Annotated in this window: 18 protein-coding genes; 7 read left to right on the top strand and 11 right to left on the bottom strand. The window is 66.2% G+C overall.

Annotation, left to right across the window (positions count from 1 at the left end; genetic code table 11):
• The first annotated feature begins 96 nt into the window (after positions 1-96).
• Positions 97-2,166 (top strand): S9 family peptidase, encoded by a 2,070-nt coding sequence (locus tag BLR03_RS20750; RefSeq protein WP_091256189.1) that lies wholly within the window; start codon positions 97-99, stop codon positions 2,164-2,166.
• Here the strand turns inward: BLR03_RS20750 and BLR03_RS20745 are convergent.
• From BLR03_RS20745 to BLR03_RS20725, 5 genes are all read right to left on the bottom strand, one after another.
• Positions 2,163-2,834 (bottom strand): peptide deformylase, encoded by a 672-nt coding sequence (locus BLR03_RS20745; protein ID WP_091256187.1) that lies wholly within the window; start codon positions 2,832-2,834, stop codon positions 2,163-2,165. The two genes, BLR03_RS20750 and BLR03_RS20745, sit on opposite strands and share 4 nt — an antisense overlap.
• Positions 2,835-2,843: 9 nt before the next feature.
• Complete coding sequence (locus tag BLR03_RS20740) at positions 2,844-3,872, bottom strand: hypothetical protein (protein ID WP_254788623.1); 1,029 nt, start codon at positions 3,870-3,872, stop codon at positions 2,844-2,846.
• Positions 3,873-3,927: 55 nt separating this feature from the next.
• Positions 3,928-5,106 (bottom strand): FAD-dependent oxidoreductase, encoded by a 1,179-nt coding sequence (locus BLR03_RS20735; RefSeq protein ID WP_091256184.1) that lies wholly within the window; start codon positions 5,104-5,106, stop codon positions 3,928-3,930.
• Complete coding sequence (locus BLR03_RS20730) at positions 5,099-5,809, bottom strand: class I SAM-dependent methyltransferase (RefSeq protein WP_091256182.1); 711 nt, start codon at positions 5,807-5,809, stop codon at positions 5,099-5,101. The genes BLR03_RS20735 and BLR03_RS20730 overlap by 8 nt, the downstream gene beginning before the upstream one ends.
• A gap of 65 nt (positions 5,810-5,874) precedes the next feature.
• Positions 5,875-7,125 carry a type III polyketide synthase gene (locus BLR03_RS20725; RefSeq protein WP_091256180.1) on the bottom strand — a complete coding sequence of 417 codons (1,251 nt, stop codon included), beginning with the start codon at positions 7,123-7,125 and terminating at the stop codon, positions 5,875-5,877.
• Positions 7,126-7,362: 237 nt separating this feature from the next.
• On the opposite strand from BLR03_RS20725, the gene BLR03_RS20720 reads away from it, so the two are divergent.
• From BLR03_RS20720 to BLR03_RS20710, 3 genes are all read left to right on the top strand, one after another.
• Positions 7,363-7,737 carry a helix-turn-helix transcriptional regulator gene (locus BLR03_RS20720; protein ID WP_091256203.1) on the top strand — a complete coding sequence of 125 codons (375 nt, stop codon included), beginning with the start codon at positions 7,363-7,365 and terminating at the stop codon, positions 7,735-7,737.
• 1 nt (position 7,738) lies between these two features.
• On the top strand, positions 7,739-8,158 hold the full coding sequence (locus BLR03_RS20715) for a VOC family protein (protein ID WP_091256178.1): 420 nt from the start codon (positions 7,739-7,741) through the stop codon (positions 8,156-8,158).
• Positions 8,159-8,277: 119 nt separating this feature from the next.
• Complete coding sequence (locus BLR03_RS20710; RefSeq protein ID WP_091256175.1) at positions 8,278-10,671, top strand: ATP-binding cassette domain-containing protein; 2,394 nt, start codon at positions 8,278-8,280, stop codon at positions 10,669-10,671.
• A 57-nt stretch (positions 10,672-10,728) separates the two neighbouring features.
• Here the strand turns inward: BLR03_RS20710 and BLR03_RS20705 are convergent, their stop codons facing one another.
• Positions 10,729-11,826, bottom strand: coding sequence for an ATP-binding protein (locus BLR03_RS20705; RefSeq protein ID WP_091256173.1), 1,098 nt, complete (start codon positions 11,824-11,826; stop codon positions 10,729-10,731).
• Between the two features lie 487 nt (positions 11,827-12,313).
• On the opposite strand from BLR03_RS20705, the gene BLR03_RS20700 reads away from it, so the two are divergent.
• The 3 genes from BLR03_RS20700 to BLR03_RS20690 all read left to right on the top strand — a co-directional run bounded on the left by BLR03_RS20700 (position 12,314) and on the right by BLR03_RS20690 (position 15,259).
• The gene (locus BLR03_RS20700) at positions 12,314-13,411 is read left to right on the top strand and encodes a tyrosine-type recombinase/integrase (RefSeq protein ID WP_091256171.1); all 1,098 of its coding nucleotides are present in this window, start codon (positions 12,314-12,316) and stop codon (positions 13,409-13,411) included.
• A gap of 5 nt (positions 13,412-13,416) precedes the next feature.
• On the top strand, positions 13,417-13,749 hold the full coding sequence (locus BLR03_RS20695) for a helix-turn-helix domain-containing protein (protein ID WP_091256169.1): 333 nt from the start codon (positions 13,417-13,419) through the stop codon (positions 13,747-13,749).
• Positions 13,750-13,930: 181 nt separating this feature from the next.
• A complete protein-coding gene (locus BLR03_RS20690; RefSeq protein ID WP_175460644.1) occupies positions 13,931-15,259 on the top strand; it encodes a hypothetical protein in 1,329 nt (442 codons plus the stop codon).
• Positions 15,260-15,579: 320 nt separating this feature from the next.
• On the opposite strand, the gene BLR03_RS20685 is transcribed toward BLR03_RS20690, so the two are convergent.
• From BLR03_RS20685 to BLR03_RS20665, 5 genes are all read right to left on the bottom strand, one after another.
• Entirely contained in the window at positions 15,580-15,882 is a 303-nt protein-coding gene (locus BLR03_RS20685) for a hypothetical protein (protein WP_139184622.1), read from the bottom strand.
• Positions 15,864-16,097, bottom strand: a complete 234-nt coding sequence (locus tag BLR03_RS25375; RefSeq protein WP_368086990.1) for an HNH endonuclease — start codon at positions 16,095-16,097, stop codon at positions 15,864-15,866. The genes BLR03_RS20685 and BLR03_RS25375 overlap by 19 nt, the downstream gene beginning before the upstream one ends.
• A gap of 42 nt (positions 16,098-16,139) precedes the next feature.
• Positions 16,140-16,397: a hypothetical protein gene (locus BLR03_RS24150; protein WP_139184621.1), complete on the bottom strand. Its 258-nt coding sequence runs from the start codon at positions 16,395-16,397 to the stop codon at positions 16,140-16,142.
• A gap of 576 nt (positions 16,398-16,973) precedes the next feature.
• Positions 16,974-17,327, bottom strand: coding sequence for a hypothetical protein (locus BLR03_RS24570; RefSeq protein WP_175460643.1), 354 nt, complete (start codon positions 17,325-17,327; stop codon positions 16,974-16,976).
• Positions 17,328-17,595: 268 nt separating this feature from the next.
• The gene (locus tag BLR03_RS20665) at positions 17,596-18,084 is read right to left on the bottom strand and encodes an IS1096 element passenger TnpR family protein (protein WP_254788621.1); all 489 of its coding nucleotides are present in this window, start codon (positions 18,082-18,084) and stop codon (positions 17,596-17,598) included.
• Between the last annotated feature and the right edge of the window lie 141 nt (positions 18,085-18,225).

The following is an 18,225-nucleotide window of genomic DNA, read 5'->3' as shown; positions in this document are numbered from 1 at the left end:
GTATGGGCGGGACAAGCGACATGTTCCCAGGCCGCGCCGCACCGGACCGGCGTGAGGTATTTCACAGCCTGCGCGCCTGGGGTTAGGCTCGCAAGCGTGAAATCTGAACATCTACTGCTGCTCAATTCCGTTTCCGCCCCTGCCGTGCATCCGGACGGCTCACGTGCCGTGGTGTCCGTGATCCGCCCGGACTTCGATGCCGACACTTACGTGGGCCAGTTGTGGACGGTCCCGCTTGGCTCGGACCTTCCGGGGGAGGACCCCCTCGATCCGGACCGGCGGCCCCGACGCCTGACCCGCGGTTTCCGTGACACGGCGCCGGATTTTTCCCCGGACGGCCTGGCCCTTGCGTTCCTGCGGGCGGCCGCGGGCGGGAAGCCGCAGCTCCATGTCGTGGAAGCGGCCGGCGGCGAACCCCTGCAACTCACGGCCGCACCGCTGGGTGTCAGCTCGTTTGTTTGGTCACCCGATTCCGGGAGCATCGTCTTCAGTGCCAGGACCCCTGAGGAGGGCCGGTACGGCAGCGTCGACGGCGTCGGTGCAGGCAGCGAGGACGCCCGGCTCATCACCGACTTCAAGTACCGGATGAACGGCCTTGGCTACACCGCCGACAAGCCCCTGCAGCTGTTCCTCGTGGACGTGCCGCCGCTTGACGCTGAACCGAAGGTCGCCCCGGCCGGACGCGCGTTGAAGGCCCTCGGCGCCGCGGCCGGTCCGCATGAGCCCGCCGCCAGCCTGCTGCCGGCCGCCCGACAACTCACCAGCGGGGCCGCCGATCACGACGGCGCAACCTTCAGCGCCGACGGCGGCACGATCTTCTTCACTGCGGCCCTCCACGAAGGGCGCGACACCGACCTCGTCAGCGGCATTTACTCGATCCCCGCCGCCGGAGGGGAGCCGGAGGCCATCAGGCCGGCCGGGGCCGGGCGGCAGAGCGTCAGTGCCGTCCGCCAGTCAGCAGATGGGCAGTGGCTCTTCTTCCTGGCCCAGGATCTGGGACGCTCAGGACACGACTTTGTCGCCAGGAACACCGCCTTGTTTGCCATGCCGGCCACAGGCGGCCATGCCACTGCGCTCAGCGATGTGGAGACCCTGGACCTGTCCGGCGGCAGCCGGATCGAACTGCGCGGCGCCGCGGGCGCCTTGGTGCTGAACAACGCGCGGGGAACCGTGGAACTGCACGAGTTCCTCGCCACTGGCGGCCATACCGTGCGCCTGGACGGCAACCGGGTAGTCACCGGCGCCGTCGACGGCGGAGGCTCCCTCGTGGTGAGCTTCAGCGACTCCACCACGGCCGGCGACGTTGCCGTGCTCGACGGCGGGCAGCTGCGGCGGCTGACGGATTTCTCCGCGCCGCTGCGGAGCGTTGCGGACATCAGCGAGCCGCAGGAACTCACGATGCCCTCGGCCGACGGCTACCCGGTCCATGGCTGGCTCGTGAAACCTGCGGGCCGCGGTCCGCACCCGGTGCTGCTGAACATTCATGGCGGCCCGTTTGCCCAGTTCAGCGTGGCCTTGTTCGACGAAGCGCAGGTCTATGCCGGGGCCGGCTACGCCGTGCTCATGTGCAACCCGCGGGGCTCGGCCGGCTACGGGCAGGCCCACGGACGGTCCATCAAGGAGAGGATGGGCACCGAGGACATGCAGGACGTTCTGGCCTTCCTGGACGGGGCCGTGGAGAAGTTCGACGAACTGGACGCTGCCAATGTGGGCATCATGGGCGGATCCTATGGCGGCTACCTGACGGCCTGGACCATCAGCCACGACCACCGCTTCCGGGCAGCCATCGTGGAACGCGGCTTCCTGGATCCGGTGAGCTTCACCGGGTCCTCGGACATCGGCTGGTTCTTCGGCGGCGAATACGCGGGCCGTACGGCGGAGCAGATGGCCGCCCAGAGTCCCATGGCGCGAGTGGACAACGTGCGGACGCCGACGCTGGTGATCCACAGCGAGGACGACCTCCGCTGCCCCGTGGAGCAGGGCCAGCGTTACTTCACGGCCCTCAAGCAGCAGGGGGTTGAGACCGGATTCCTGGTCTTCCCGGGCGAGAACCACGAGCTATCGCGCTCCGGCACCCCGCACCACCGCAAGCAGCGCTTCGACGAAATCCTCAAGTGGTGGGCCCGCTACCTGCCGTCCGGGAAGAATCCGGCACCGCAGCCCTAGTCCTCAGCCGGGCCCGGCAGGAAACCGAGTTCCTGCCGGGCCCGGCTGATGTCCGGCTGGGCCCAGCGGGCGGAGTATTCCGCATTGTTGCTGATGGAGCGCAGCTCGGCCCTGTCGAGGTACAGGATGCCGTGCAGGTGGTCGGTTTCGTGCTGGACAATCCGGGCCTGCCAGCCAGTGAAAGTGCGCTGCAGCTGTGTGCCGTCCGGCCCTGTGAAGTCGAGCTGGACGGACTCCGGCCGCAGCACGGCAGCCTGCAGGCCGCCGACGGAGAGGCACCCCTCGTAGAACGCCACGGTCGTCCTGCCAAGTGACTGATAGCGCGGGTTCAGCATGGCAAAGAACGGCAGCGGTTCCCGCCCGCGGACGGCAGCCACCTCGGGATCGACGGCAAACTGGTCCTCCAGGACGGCGATCTGCAGGGGGATCCCGAGTTGGGGTGCTGCCAGGCCAACGCCCGGTGCCTTATGCATCACGCTGCGCATGAGGTCGATGAGGTGACCGAGTTCGGCGTCGGTCACCTGGCCTTCGAACGGCGCGGCCACGTGCCGGAGGACCGGATGCCCGGCCTGGACGATCGGCGGCAGGATGCCCGCGGTCAAGATCTCCTGGATGGTCTCCTGGATCCGGGCGGCGCTGTAGTCGGTGGGCCTGGCATCAATGGACATGCCCTCAGACTACTGGCGGCCGCAAGCAGTTGTAACAAATTCGTAGATCTGTCCCCGAAGTTTGTCGCCGGCAGCGATCTTTAGGACGCCCTCCCGGCCCGCCACCGTGATGCGCAGCGGCAGGAGTGTGCCCACTTTGTCTTCGGCCACGGCATGGGGATCGCAGCGGGCGGGCCGGATTCCAAGCCGCAGTTCCGTCGCCGCCCCGCCGACGCGAACTGTCACCGCCCGCGGCCACGGAGCAACCGGCGACTCCGCCAGCAGGGTGGTTTCCTCAATCCGTTCTATCGCCAGCTCACCCGCGTCAGCACTGCCGGTGCCCCCTGCCGTGGCGGCAGCGGCCGGTGTAACGAGCAGACGCACGACGGCGGTCCGCCCGTCCGCGGCGACCTCAAGGTCCGGAGCCAGTGCGAAAGCCGCCACCGCTGCAGCTTCGCGGGTCAGGCACATCTCAGCGTTGTTACGCGCCAGGACCCCGAACGGATCCTCGGCCGTGGTTGGGCCGGTGACCGGGTCTGTTGCAGCGCCTGCTGGCGGCGCCAGCCGGAGGGACACCTGCGCTGATCCTGTGGTTCGGGTCGTCCCGCTGGTTTCGTCCCCGGGCACCCCGTGGGATGCGCCGGTGCTGTTACATTCCGGCGCGGATAACGGTGCCGGCAGGCTCTTCGTCTGGCCGGGCGGCAGCACGATACCGCCGGCGGTCGCCGGCCAGGCGATCGGGGCCGCGAAGAGCGGCGTGCTCAGTTCAGCACCGAGGACCGTCCGAGGAGCGGCGGTGGTGTTCGTGAGTTGGATTTCGATGATCTGTTTGCTGTAGTTGTCGCGAAACTGGTTGATTTCAACGGTCACCGGCCCGGCGGCGGTGGCTGTCGCTGCGGCTGTTGGAGCGGAGGGCGTGCCGACGGACCGGGCCCCGGTGCCCGTGCTACAGGACGCTGCGGCACTCAGCACGGCCACGGCGGACGCCGCGCTGCACAGTGCGCTGCACAGTGTGCGGAACACTGTGCGGCGCCGCCGCGGCACGGAGAGGCCGTCCATATGCACAGTCTATTCCGCGACACTGAAACCCATGGGCCGGTCAGCCACGGGAGCTTCAATGCATGGTGAACCGGCGGGCGATCAACGAATTCACCGCCGGGACTGCGGCCATGCCGCCGATGGCCCGATTCCGGACTGCCAAGAGGCCGTCCGCGAGGGGCCGGCCCAGGGTCATGTTGATTTCCGCCCGGCGGGCAGCCTTGGCGGCCGCCTTCAGGCGGTCGTGTTCAAAAGTCCGCAGACGGTCCGCTACAGCGTGGCCGCGCGCCGCCGCCGTCATGATCGGCGCCAGGTCCGCGGCATCCAGCCAGCCCAGGTTCATGCCCTGCCCGCCGATGGGGCTCACCTCGTGGGCCGCATCCCCGATCATCACCACCCGGCCGGCCGCCATCCGGCGCACCAGGCGGGTGCGGACGCCAAAGCTGCTGAGCATGCTGTTGGTCCCGGGGTCGATCTCGAGTCCCGTCCGATCCCGCACGCACTGCATCAGCCACCGGGCATCGCCGGCGCGATCGTCGGCGGCCGGGCCACGGGCAGCGAGTTCACGGGCAATGAAGTCTGCGGGGCCCAGCCGGACCACCCAGCGGCGCAGCCGACCGGGCAGGGGAAACGACTCCACGATTCCCGCACCGGCGAGGAACAAAGCCGCGTCGGGACCAAACCCGGTCCCGTCCGCGAAGTCGCCCATGAGGTAGCTGTCCGGATGGTCCTTGGTGCGCAGGGCGATGCCCTGCACGGTCCGCACAGTGGACCGCACGCCGTCGGCGGCGATGACCAGCGGCGCCGTGTACCGGAGGGCGCCCCGCGGGGACGCGGCTTCCACCGTGACCCGGACGCCGTCGTCGGACAACCCGGTGACACGGACGGCGCGGTGCACAGCGCCGCCGTCGAGCTCGTTGACCCGCTGTTCCAGCAGCGCCTCGGTACGGCCCTGGGGCAGGGACAGGACGAACGGGAAGCGGTCCGAGACTCCGGCGAAGGACATCGTGGCCAGCGTCCTTCCGCGGGCCAGGGCGACTCCGCGGCGGATCTGGACGCCCTCGGCGACCAAGGCTTCCCCGACTCCTGCGCGGGATAGGGCCTCAAGGGCCGGCGGATGGATGCCGATGGCCCGCGAATGGGGTTCCGGGGCGCTCCGCTGCTCCAGGACCTGCACCTCCACCCCTTCCTGGAGCAGCAGGGCGGCCATGAAGAGTCCCACCGGGCCGGCGCCGATGATCAGCACATCAGCCACCGGCGGGTGGTCCTTCCGGGTGCCCGGCGCCGGCGGTGTCCAGCAGAAGGAGGTTGCGGAAGGGGGCGTGGCGGGCGACCGTCCAGCCCGGGGGAGCGGCGGCGGTCAGTTCCGCTGCGGTGAAGCTTCGCCGGATCGAGGTCAGCCCGTCCTGCCGGATGTAGGAGCCGGTGAACACCCAGGAGGCGGCGCCGAAGAGTGCGTAGGCGGCGGGGCTGCGGCGGATGTCGTTGTGGATCACCGTGCCGCGGGACAGCCTGGCGGATTCGGCCAGGAATCCCGGCAGTCCGTCCAGGTGGTGCAGTACGTGGTTGGACACCACGAAGTCATAGCTGCGGCCCTCTGCGACAAGCTCCGCGGCGGCCGCCTGGCGGAAGGTGATACCCGCAGACGCGTGCCGGTCCCTGGCGAACAGGCTTGCCCGCGGATCCGGGTCTATGGCCGTGATGTCGAGGCGCAGACCGTCCCGGCCGGCCCAACGCGACAGCAGGACCGGAACATCGCCCCCGCCGCAACCGATGTCCAGCAGGGTCATCGGGGTGTCCGGGGTCAGCCGCGGCCGCACCCGGTGCCGATAGATGCCGCGCCACCCGGCGACCGCACGGTTGACGAGCGCGAACTGGGCATAGGTGCGCTCCAGGCGGCCGGGATCGCAGCCGGGCAGGTCCATTTCCTCGACGGCGTCGGACGCGCGGTCCCGCAGAAGGACTGAACGGAGTCGGTCCGTCGTGAACTGCCGCGCGTTGGAGGGTTTCAGCGTGGCCGCTTTCAGGCCCGCGCTGAGACGGGCTGCGCCGGGTCTGCGCCAGCGGTCTCGGCGTCGGGAATTTCCGCGGCTGCGGCGGGCTGGCGCATCGGAAGCCGGGTGAAGAGCGCTGTTTCCACGGTCAGGCCCGGGCCGAAGGCCATGGAGCAGATCCGTTCCGCACCCGGCTGGACTGCAGGAACGTCTTTCCCGTCCCGGTCCTCGCCGGCGGCCGGCAGGTCAAGGATGTGCCTGATGACGAACAGGACGGTGGCACTGCTCATGTTGCCGAAGTTTCGCAGTGTTTCACGTGCGGGGACAAGTTGTTCGTCGCTGAGCTCCAGCCTGGACTGGACCTTGTCCAGGATGCTCCGGCCGCCGGGATGGATGGCCCAGTGTTGGATGTCGCCGTAGGGGAGTCCGTGCAGCGAGCGGTCCCGTGACAGGAGAGGTTCGAGGGCGCCGATGATGTGGTCGTCGATGATGTGGGGGACGTAGTTCCCGAGGACCATCTCGAAGCCTTCGTCGCCGATGTTCCAGGCCATGGATTCCTCCCCGACCGGCGTCAGGACGGTTTCGAAATGGTCCAGTTGCAGCAGGGCGGGTTCACCGGGGATGTCCCGGGCGGTGATGACGGCGGCAGCGGCGCCGTCGGCAAACAGTGCCGACCCCATGATGGTATCGGGGTCGTTGGAGGTCCGGACGTGGAGTGAGCACAGTTCGGCGCAGACCACCAGCACCACCGCCTCGGGATCTGCCTCGCAGAAGGACTTCGCCGCCCGCAGCGCCGGGAAGGCGGCGTAGCAGCCCATGAATCCCAGGTGGTACCGCTGAACGGCCGGGTTCAGGCCCAGGGCGCGGACGATCTTGTAGTCCGGCCCGGGATTGAAAAATCCGGTACAGGAAACGGTGATCAGGTGGGTTACGTCCAGCACATCGACCCCCGGACAGGCATCCAGGGCTTTCTGGGCGGCTTCAATGAAGAGCTTGGTGGCTTCCGTGGCGAAGATATCGTTCCGGACCTTGGTGCTGGGGCTGAGCAGCAGGCCCGTAGTGGGGTCGAAGAATTGCGGATCTTGCGCCCGGCTGTCGGTGGTGAGCTCCTTGACGGCCGTATGCCGGGTGTCGATGGCTGCGGAGTCAAAGCAGGTGTTGACGAGCCGGGATCCGAGCCGCGTCAGGCCCGGCTGGGCGGCGAACACGGCCCTAGCCTCGGGCTGGACCAGAATGGTTGGCGGGACAGCAGTTTCCAAAGACCTCAGGTAGACCGTCATGGTTCATTCTCAGGGAGCCCGGCGTCAAAGACAATGCATGGGACGGAGATTCGGGGGCGCCGGCGGCACTGGACAAGTCCGGCGGAGCGTAGCACGATCACACCTGTGATCAGCATGCCCGCCCCCGATCCGCAGCAAAGTGATCCACAGCCAACTGCTCCGCAGCCACGTGATCCACAGCCACCAGACGAGCAACGCCTGCGCGATCTCGCGCGGTTGCGCCGCGTCCGCGACCGGATGGACAGGGAATACGCGCAGCCACTGAACGTCGAGGCCCTTGCCCGCGGCGTGCACATGTCCGCCGGGCACCTCAGCCGCGAGTTCCGTCTGGCCTACGGTGAGTCCCCGTACAGCTACCTGATGACGCGCCGGATCGAGCGCGCCATGGCACTGCTGCGCCTCGGCGACCTCAGCGTCACTGAGGTCTGCTTCGCCGTCGGCTGCTCCTCGCTGGGTACCTTCAGCAGCCGCTTCACCGAGCTGGTCGGGGTGCCTCCCAGCGTCTTCCGGCGGGAGGCAACGCGCACGACGGCGGGCATGCCGTCCTGCGTGGCGAAACAGGTCACCCGACCGGTCAGGAATCGAGAAGCGCGGCCCCCGAGCCGCAGCTAGCATGAACGCCATGGACATCACCATTCACTCGAGTTTCCTCCCACACACCGATCCGGACGCCTCTCTGGCCTTCTATCGCGACACCCTCGGTTTCGAGGTCCGCAACGACGTCGGCTACGGCGGGATGCGCTGGCTTACGGTCGGCCCCGCCGGGCAACCGGGCACGTCAATCGTGCTGGAACCGCCGGCCGCGGACCCCGGCATCACCGACGACGAGCGCGGCACCATCGCCGAGATGATGGCCAAGGGCACCTACGCACGGGTCCTCCTGGCCACGACCGACGTGGACGGCACGTTCGAGCGGCTGCAGTCCAGCGGCGCCGAGGTCGTCCAGGAGCCCACCGACCAACCCTACGGGGTCCGTGACTGCGCCTTCCGCGATCCCGCGGGCAACCTGATCCGCATCCAGGAACCGCGCTGAGCCCTCCGCAGCCCCGCCCATGAAGCAGGGCCGCGGCTGCCTCCCGATGCTGGTTAGATAGAGCACAGCGACGCCGACAGGGACCGCGAAGGCGGTCCCGTAGAACAGATGGAGACACCATGTGCATGGCCACGGGGACGGACACGGAGGCGCCCGCGCAGCAGATTGCCGACACCCACGACATGATCCGTGTGCAGGGCGCCCGCGAGAACAACCTCAAGGATGTCAGCATCGAGATCCCGAAACGCCGCCTGACGGTGTTCACCGGCGTCTCCGGCTCGGGTAAGAGCTCCCTGGTATTCGGCACGATCGCCGCGGAGTCGCAGCGGATGATCAACGAGACCTACAGCGCCTTCGTGCAGGGCTTCATGCCGACGCTCCAACGGCCCGACGTCGACCTCCTGGAAGGCCTGACGACGGCGATCATCGTCGACCAGGAACGGATGGGCGCCAACCCGCGCTCCACCGTCGGCACCGCCACCGACGCCAACGCCATGCTCCGCATCCTCTTCAGCCGGCTCGGGCAGCCGCACATCGGTTCGCCCACCGCGTTCTCCTTCAACGTCCCGACGCGCAAGGCGAGCGGGGTGATGAGCACCGAGAAGGGCGGCAGGGTCGAGAGGAACGTGGTACGCGATGTGGTGTACCAGGGCGGCATGTGTCCGCGCTGCGAGGGCATGGGCTCGGTGACCGACTTCGACCTCACGGCGCTGTATGACGACACCAAGTCACTCAGTGAAGGTGCACTCACCATCCCCGGCTACAGCATGGACGGCTGGTACGGCCGCATCTTCAGCGGCTCCGGCTTCTTCGACATGGACAAGCCGATCAGCAAGTTCACCAAGAAGCAACTGGACGACCTCCTCTACAAGGAACCGACAAAGATCAAGGTCGAGGGCATCAACTTGACGTACGAGGGGCTGATCCCGAAGATCCAGAAGTCGATGCTATCCAAGGACATCGACGCGCTGCAGCCGCATGTGCGGGCGTTCGTGGAACGGGCGATCACGTTCACGACCTGCCCCGAATGCGGCGGCACCCGGCTCAGCAAGGAGGCGTTGTCCTCGAAGATCAAGGGGAAGAACATCGCAGACGCCTGCGCAATGCAGATCAGCGACCTCGCCGACTGGGCCCGCAGCCTTGACGCACCCTCCGTGGCCCCGCTGCTCGCCGGACTCCAGCACATCCTCGACTCATTCGCGGGGATCGGCCTGGGCTATCTCTCCCTTGACCGGCCGGCGGGCACCCTGTCCGGGGGAGAGGCACAGCGGACCAAGATGATCCGCCATCTTGGCTCCTCGCTGACCGACGTCACCTACGTCTTTGACGAGCCGTCGATCGGCCTGCATCCCCATGACATCGAGCGGATGAACAGGCTGCTGCTCCAACTTCGCGACAAGGGCAACACCGTGCTCGTCGTGGAGCACAAGCCGGAGATGATCGCGATCGCCGACCACGTCGTCGACCTCGGCCCCGGCGCCGGCACCGGGGGCGGCAGCGTGTGCTTCGAGGGCACGGTGGAGGGGCTGCGGGGGAGCGAGACCATCACCGGGCATCACATCGACGACCGGGCCAGCCTCAAGGACTTGGTGCGTTCGTCGTCGGGCACGCTGGAGATCCGCGGCGCGTCAATGCACAACCTCAAGGATGTGGACGTCGACATTCCGCTCGGGGTGCTCTGTGCCGTCACTGGCGTCGCCGGCTCCGGGAAGAGCTCGTTGATCCACGGCTCAATCGACGGCCGCGAGGGCGTAGTTGTGGTCGACCAGAGCGCGATCCGCGGCTCACGGCGGAGCAACCCGGCGACGTACACCGGGCTGCTGGACCCGATCCGCAAGGCGTTCGCGAAGGTCAACGGGGTGAAGCCGGCGCTCTTTAGCTCCAACTCCGAGGGCGCCTGCCCCGCGTGCAACGGCGCCGGCGTCATCTATACCGACCTGGGAGTCATGGCCACGGTCGAATCGGTTTGCGAGGAGTGCGACGGAAAGCGGTTCCTGGCGTCGGTGCTGGAGTACAGGCTGGGCGGCCGGAACATCGCCGAAGTCCTCGGGATGTCGGTGGCCGAGGCCTTGGACGTCTTCGATGACGGCGAGGCCAAAACACCCGCCGCGCACAAGATCCTGCGCCGGCTCGCCGACGTCGGCCTCGGCTACCTGACCCTCGGCCAGCCACTCACCACGCTGTCCGGCGGCGAACGGCAGCGGCTCAAGCTCGCCACCCAGATGGCCGAAAAGGGCGACGTCTACGTCCTCGACGAGCCGACCACCGGCCTGCACCTGGCCGACGTCGAGCAGCTGCTTGGTCTTTTGGACCGCCTCGTGGATTCGGGCAAATCGGTCATCGTCATCGAGCATCACCAGGCGGTCATGGCGCACGCCGACTGGATCATCGACCTTGGCCCCGGCGCAGGCCACGACGGCGGCAGACTGGTCTTTGAGGGCACACCCGCCGACCTCGTCGCCGGACGTTCCACGCTCACCGGCCAGCACCTCGCGGCTTACGTCGGCGCCTGACTACGGGTGGCTTGCCGGCCTGTCCGGAGCCGGCAAGCACCGCTGTCCCCGAAGGGCTTAGTCTCTGGTTTGTGCCCTGAGGTGTTGGCGCAGGCCGGGGATGGCGAAGTCGACTTTTCCGTGGCCGGCGGCTTCGATGAGGCCTGCTGCCAGCAGTCTTGAGCGGTAGTTCGCGACGAGATTTGTCCTGGCTCCGATGCGCCGTCCGATGTCCCCGGCCACGGAGGGTCCGTCGTCCTCTGCCATGGCGTGCAGGAAGTCCAGGTCCTTGGGGGAGACGGTGGCGAGTGCGGCTTCGATCACGGTACGGGCGTTGCGCCGGTTTGCCGCCGCAATACCGCGTTCGACTGACTCGGGAGTGAGTATTCCCTGGTTGATCTCCGCTTCCTTCCAGAGGAAGTATCCGACCAGTTGGATGAGGAACGGATACCCTCCCGTGGCTTCTGCTGCACGGCGGACCAGGGCGGGCGGGACCTCGAAGGATGCTTCGGCGAAGGTGTGGGCGAACGACTCTTCCACTTCCCGCACGGCGGCAGCGTGAAGGTCAATCTTGTCGGCCCGGCGGAGGAACGTGGCGACTCCCTCGTTGAGCAGGTCCGACACCGCGGCCGGCAGTCCGGCGAAGACCAATCCGATGGGGAGCCGGTCCTGGGTGAAGTGCTGGACACTGGCGGCCAGCTGGGCCAGTTCGCCGCGGTCGGCGGCGTGAATCTCGTCTACCGTGATGACCAGGCCGGTGCCGTGCTTGTCAAGAAGCGTAAGGAGGTCCTGGCCCAGGGTCCGCCACGCCACCTGGCGTTCGGGCGGGAGCTGCGTGGTGATGCTGAAACCTGCGGCGGCCACCGCAGTGATGCGCCGGACCACCGGGCCAGTGCCGAGCTCTTCGGCGAGCCGGCGCATGGATTCGCCAATGCGACCCATGAAACCCGCGGTGGCGGTCTCGGAAACCACGGCCCAGCCGTGTTCGCGGGCGATATCGTGGGCGGCGCCGATCATCACGGTCTTGCCGATTCCCCGGGCGCCGGTGAAGATCGTCAAGAGGCCGGGGGCGCCAGATCCCAGGCGCAGCCCATACTCGAACTCATCCAGCACACCGGCCCTTCCGAGGATTTCCGGCGGTGTGGCACCTGCCGATGGTCGGAAAGGGTTGTCCATCGACGGGCTCCTGTGAGTGTTTGTGTGTCTTGTGAGTTTGATTGAACGCTATGAGCATATGTGAGTTTTGTGAGTTTTCCCGCACCGTCACGCTTGGGCATCCATATCCTGGCTGGATTGGATCCAAGTTGCCGGTGGGCTTGTGTGCGTCACGTCAGGGCTGGGGTTCCGCTTAGCCACTTCCGGCTGATTATTAAACGCCGATAATCGACATTATGTAAAGTAGAACAGTGATTATTGCATCTGATGCAATATCGTTGGCCCCAACCCTCTCCCATCACGACAGAACCATTTCGACCGGTAAAACTGCCTCTGAACTGCGCAAATACTCCGACGACGGGTGGCGCGAGCCATTCTGCCGGAGACATCCGGACAGCCGCCCGGACACCTGTTCCCACAGAACATGAGCCTTTGACCCGCGGATTTGCAACGATCCTGCATTAATTGCATGATTCGTGCATCCAATGCAATGTCAGGGAGGGTTGCTGTGGCGGTTGATTCTGCCGGCCGGGTGCTGGAGTTCGGCGTTGTGCGTTTCCTGCATCCCGAGGATCAGGTGTTCGCCCAGATGCTCACCGGGTGGCGGAACCAGCAGCTGAGCCGGAACCTCCCCCTGGGCACCATCGAATCCAGGGAACGGCTAGTCACACGGTTCCAGGAATCCACCAACGAATACCCATGGCAGTGGACACCGGCCCACGTCGACGAGTTCTTCGGAGACCTGCGCAGCGAGAAGCACGCCGCCCAGTCCACGATCCGCAGCTATCAGGCAGCCCTGTGCGCTTTCTGCTCGTACGTGGCTTCCCCTGACTACGGGTGGGACAGGGTCTGCGAACAGTATTTCGGAGCGCATCCGTCGCAGGTCTGCTTCGACTGGAACACCGCCGCCCACGCCCAGGCCACTGAATCCTCCCCGGGCCGGCGCCCGTTCACCCGCCGCGAGCTGCAGGCCTTCTTTGACCGCGCCGACGACGAAGTCGACCGGATCGCATCGCTGGGCCGCAAGCGCTGGCTCCCGGCCTACCGTGACGCGGTCCTGTTCAAGGTCGCGTACTGTTGGGGGCTGCGCCGCAACGAGGTCCGGCACCTGCAGACCGTCGATTTCGCCAGAAACCCGCACGCCCGCGAGTTCGGCAAGTACGGGGTCCTGCAGGTCCGCTACGGGAAAGCCATGCGAGGCTCTCCCCCGAAGCGCCGCAGTGTCCTGACGGTGTTGGACTGGTCGGGCGAAATCATCGCTGACTGGCTGGAACACGGCCATGGACACATGACGGACGGCCTGGATTTCTTTCCGTCCGAACGCGGCACGCTCGTGTCAGAGACTGCGTTGAACCGCCGGTTCAACCGCTACTGCGGCGACCTGGGCCTCTCCCCCGGCCTGGACATCCACTCGCTGCGCCGTTCCTACATCACCCCCCTGATCGAGTCCGGCATGGATCCCCTGTTCGTCCAGCACCAGGCCGGCCACGAGCACGCCTCGACCACCGCCCTCTACACCTCGGTCTCCAGCGACTACCGGGTCAAGACGCTGCGCCGGGTCCTGGATTCCACCGTCCGGGACGCGCTGGCCGGAATGGGAGACTGATCCTCATGAAACGAGAGATCGACTACCGCTGGCGGCTTCCGGAACTGATGGCAGCCCGGGGACTGCACAACAGCACCGACCTCAGCCCTTTACTGCGGGAACGCGGTATTGAACTGTCGGCCTCACAGGTCTATCGCCTGGTCACCCAACGCCCGGAACGCATCTCTCTGATGATGGTCGCCGCCCTCTGCGACATCTTCGGCTGCGGACCCGAGGACCTGATCACCGTCACGGCGGCGGACGCGAAAGTCCGCAAGGTCGCCTCCGACGCCAACGTCGTCGATCTGAACAAGACGATCCGGCCCAAACGCGCCCGCGTGATCCGCGATGACAGCTGAGATCACCCCGCGGCCCATCAGGCGGGGCCGGCCCCGCACCACAGGAGCGTTCACCTGTGACAGGTGCTCGAGGGCGGCCGGACGGCACCGGGCCAGCTGGTCCGAAGGAAGGACCTGCGGGACCTGCTTCACAGCAGCCATGCGCACGCACGGCCCCTGCCCGGGCTGCGGCACGAACCGCATGCTCCCCGGACGATCCCCGGCCCACGGCAACGAACCTGTTTGTGTTGAACGCGCAGGCATCACGCAGGACTACCACTGCGGGCGTTGCGGCGCGGAGACTGAGCACTACCGCCAGGACACCTGCGCCCGCTGCTCGCTACGGGACGACCTGAGCGTGCTGCTGCGAGTTGACGAATCAGTCCCTGGCGCCGAAACGACGGCGGAGAAACTGCTCACGGCCCTGTGCGGAGCCCAACGACCAGAAAGCATCCTGACCTGGCTCCGCAGGGCCGGCGTCCGTGATCTGCTCGGGCGCCTTGCCACCGGCGAGATCCCTCTCAGCCACGAGGCGCTGGATAAGGAACCGAACAGCCTGCGGGCGGAGCACGTCCGCAGCCTGCTCACGCATCACGGTCTGCTCGCGGACCGCGACCATTACCTCGCCCTTTTCGAACGGTGGCTCATCAGCAAGCTCGAGGCCGTCGAGGGCCCTGAGGTCCGGCGGCCTGTCGAATCCTTTGCCCGCTGGCACCACCTTCGCCGCATTCGGAGCCTCTCGGTGGACGGGAGACCCACCCGCGGTCCCGTGCATAGCGCGAAGCAGGAAATCACCGAAACCATCAAATTCCTCACCTGGCTCAAAACCACCCACAGGCGGGCAGTTGAGTCGTGCGTCCAGACCGACGTCGATGCCTGGCTGGCCGACGGACCCACCACCAGGCACGCCATCCGGACCTTCTTCATCTGGGCGGTCAACAACCGGACCTGCACCAACATCACCATCGGCCACCGCCAAGCCAAAACCATGCCGTTGCTAGGTCAGGACCAGCGGCTCGCCATGCTCAAAGCCTGCCTCACCGACGACGTCGACACCCTGCCCTACCGGGTGGCCGCCACGTTCCTGCTGCTCTACGCCCAGCCCGTCGTGAACATCGCCGCGATGAAAAGCACCGATGTCATCATCACACCCGACGGCCTGCGCCTGTCCCTCGGCCAAGGCGACCCCGCACCCGTGCCGGAGCCGTTCGCGTCCTTGCTCATAGAACACCTGGCCTCGCGACCGAACATGCGCACCGACAACAGTTCCGAAAGCGAGTGGATGTTCCCCGGCTATCGCCACGGCCGGCACATCCACTCCAACACACTCATGGAGCGCCTCAGGGAACTGGGCATCAACCTTCTCGGCGCACGCAACGCAGCCCTCCGCGCACTCGTCACGGAAGCTCCTCCCCCGCTCGTGGCCGAAATGCTCGGCTACAGCTACCAAGTCACACAGAAACACGCGGCCTCAGCAGCTGAACCTTGGTCCCGATACCCAGGCAAGGCAGCGCTGATTATGGCAGTTTGAGTTGGGGCCGGTTCTGCAGTCTGAGTTGGGCCCACTTCGCGGCTCGCCGGTTGATGAATCGCAGTTTCAGTTGAGCCCACCCCACCGTTGATTCCCGCCCCCGAGTTTGAACAGCCCCACGGTCCCACGGCTTGTGTATGTCACGGCCCAGCCGCGTAGCGGCTGTCTCGCCATTGATAGCCACCCCCTCGGCAGTCCTTGCGGTGTTTGCGGCGACTTGCCATAGCTGACGAGACGATAGATCTCCGTCGATCAACTCAACGCTGGCAATGTTCGTACTCGAAGAGCACGAACATGGAACGCGACGAAGAGCAGGCGTCCTAGAAGTCGGACCGCAGCCATGGCTCCCCAACCGCATCACGCTCGGCTTCTTGATTCGGGCGAAGATCCAGCACCTCCGCCACCGACGGGTCGTAATCGATAACGTGTCCGATCCCGACGACACGGAAAGAGCTCGCGTCGTCTGGATGATCGCCACCGCAAAGTGCGCACCAATCACCGTCCGGGCGAGTCACATACAGCACCGGCCGGATCCGATCGAAGACGTGGATGCACACATAGGACTTCGTCTCGTATGGGAGTTGGGGCTGCGATGTCGGAATCGTCACGGGTATCCATTCCATTCGTCGAGGGTTTGCGCGCCCTTCTGACGGTTGCACGTTCGACAGAGGTCCCAGATGTTGTCGACGTCGCGGCCGCCACCGCGGGAGAACGGGAATATGTGGTCGAACTCCCGCGAGTTTGTTGCACCCGACGGCGGCGAGACGGCGGATGAGGGCGCTCGGAGTGAGCGGCACCCCCACGCGGGTACCGGGCCGTAGGACAACGCCCCCGACACAAGGTGGTCCCGAATCAGGCTGCTATTCAACGCCAAGCGGGCTCAAAACAGATTGACATTCTCAGCGCCACGTACCCTCCGTTTCCACCAGACAAAGTTGCCGCTGACATTGGACGGCGCCCGTTCATCCTTGGATGAGAATTGGCCTACTAAGAAACCGGTGATCATGGAAGCCACAACGAAGTAGGGAACGAGCCCAAGGGCTAACCCTCCAGCGGCGACCACTACAGCCACCCACAGAAGAACGCGCATGCCGCGACGAACAAACGGGCGGGATCTGCTCTCACCTTGGGTCGTCATGAACGAATACTACTGATGACGGCTCAAACGGCAATTGCCCAGGAAACTGAATGAGGAAGAATTTCCATATTTGCCTAAGGTCGCCGCCGCAAAACAACCCTTGCGAATGTGGACAATAGTTCCGAATCGAATACGCACGGTTACCAGTAGAAGTGATCCAATTGCAGATTTTGCAGATTAGGACCCGGTGATACGCACTCCCCGGTTTCGGCCACCTGCACGTCGAAGTCCGCGCCGTTACAGGGACCCGGGGCCGTCCGGCGGCGCGCCGGGCAACTGCCGGGCGTGTGAAGGTCAACGGGTTCGAGGTACCGTGCAGCCAGATAATTCCGCTGATTTCCGGGTTTTCCTTGACACGGATTCGCAGTTTATGCCCTCTGAACTGATTTCAGTGCCTTCTCGTTCCGAGACCGCCGTACAGGTGTGGGTGAACGATCTGAATGAGCCTGACGAGATTCTGGTGTTGGCCTACGCGGGTTGATGGGAAAGCCGAGGGGCAGGACAAGTCCGGCTGTCATTTGCAGGTCGATGACCGGCAACCGCGCATGGTGAGGAGGCGACGGAGGCTGTCCGGGCCTACCGCTGTGAGTCGCGGTCGATGCTGATCAGGCGCCCGTCGTCTGGCTTGTCACCATTCCGCCACAGGGGCATCGGGAAATCGGTCGAGGGTCCGCGCAGCAACGCGTAGCCGACGGCCGTTTCGCGCCACATCCCGTGATCGACCGGCTTCGCAATCACGTCGGCGTCGCCGTAGTCGACAGCAACTTCCTTAGGGACCACCCCGGTCCGGCCGTTGGCGGACGTCCATGACCCGCAGGGGTTCCAGAAGCCGAAGGATGCCAGGCCGTGGTCGCCGACGAAGGCCGGGTCGATGGCGTCGGACGTTGCCGTGCTGGATCTCGCACCCGAAAACGCCGCGGAGGGCCCCATTTCCTGAGGAAATCACCGCGGCGATCGCCTGCCTGGCGAGCCTTCTCGCCGGATCCACAACGGGCGTAGACCTGGCTGTCGACGGCGGCATGCAGGCCCTCACCGGGATCCTCCAAAGTGTGGGAAGTCAGTACTGAACGTCCGCGTCGGGAACGGGGTGCGAAGCGGAATGGTTGACACCCGCGAGGGCCCGGTGCCCGGAGAGGAGGTCAATCCGGTACGGCAGGTGCTATCAGTCTGTCTTGGACCCGCCGGAGAGGGCCTCGGTTCACGGCATCAACGTCCAGGAAGTCGGGATCGCAGGGCTCGTCGGCCCTGGTGACGTCGGCGACCCATTCCGACACTTCGGCGTGATGAGGGTGGGCAGGCAGGGTCGGCACGGACGTCCAGAATCTCCGCGTGTCCGGGGAAGCCCCCCTGTATCTTCCAGCGGGCCGCGGCGGGCGCGGGCGAGAAGCTGGTCCAGCGAGAAGACCTCCTCGGCCAGGTCGGCGGGTTCCTCGCACCACTCTGCAGGAAGCCACTGCGGCGGCTCGATGATTTCTCCGTCAACCGGCCGCAGACGCGCGAACGGATCGGCAGCCGTGAACCGGTGCAAATGCACATCTTCCCGGCCGAACGCCGTCTGCAGCACCTCGTGGACCCGCCCCAGTGTCAACGAACCAGCAACCTCCAGCAGCCGCCATATCTCGGGATCACACTCCGACAGGCGCACGCGGACCCCTAGACACGCGGACCTCCAGAATCGAGTCCACATCGTCCGTCATCTCAGGATTTTCCATAGGGGCATGCTGACCTGGACGTGCTGCCGGGCAGTCTCCTGCTGCCTGCCATTGATATAGATGTCCAGCCGGATGTCTGGGTGACTGGCGCCTCGGTCCAACTTTGAGTTGAGGCA

Source organism: Arthrobacter sp. ok909, from assembly GCF_900104405.1.
Lineage (GTDB): Bacteria > Actinomycetota > Actinomycetes > Actinomycetales > Micrococcaceae > Arthrobacter > Arthrobacter humicola.
Note: the sequence above shows the minus strand (reverse complement) of the source record. Positions and strands in the feature narration are given on the sequence as shown.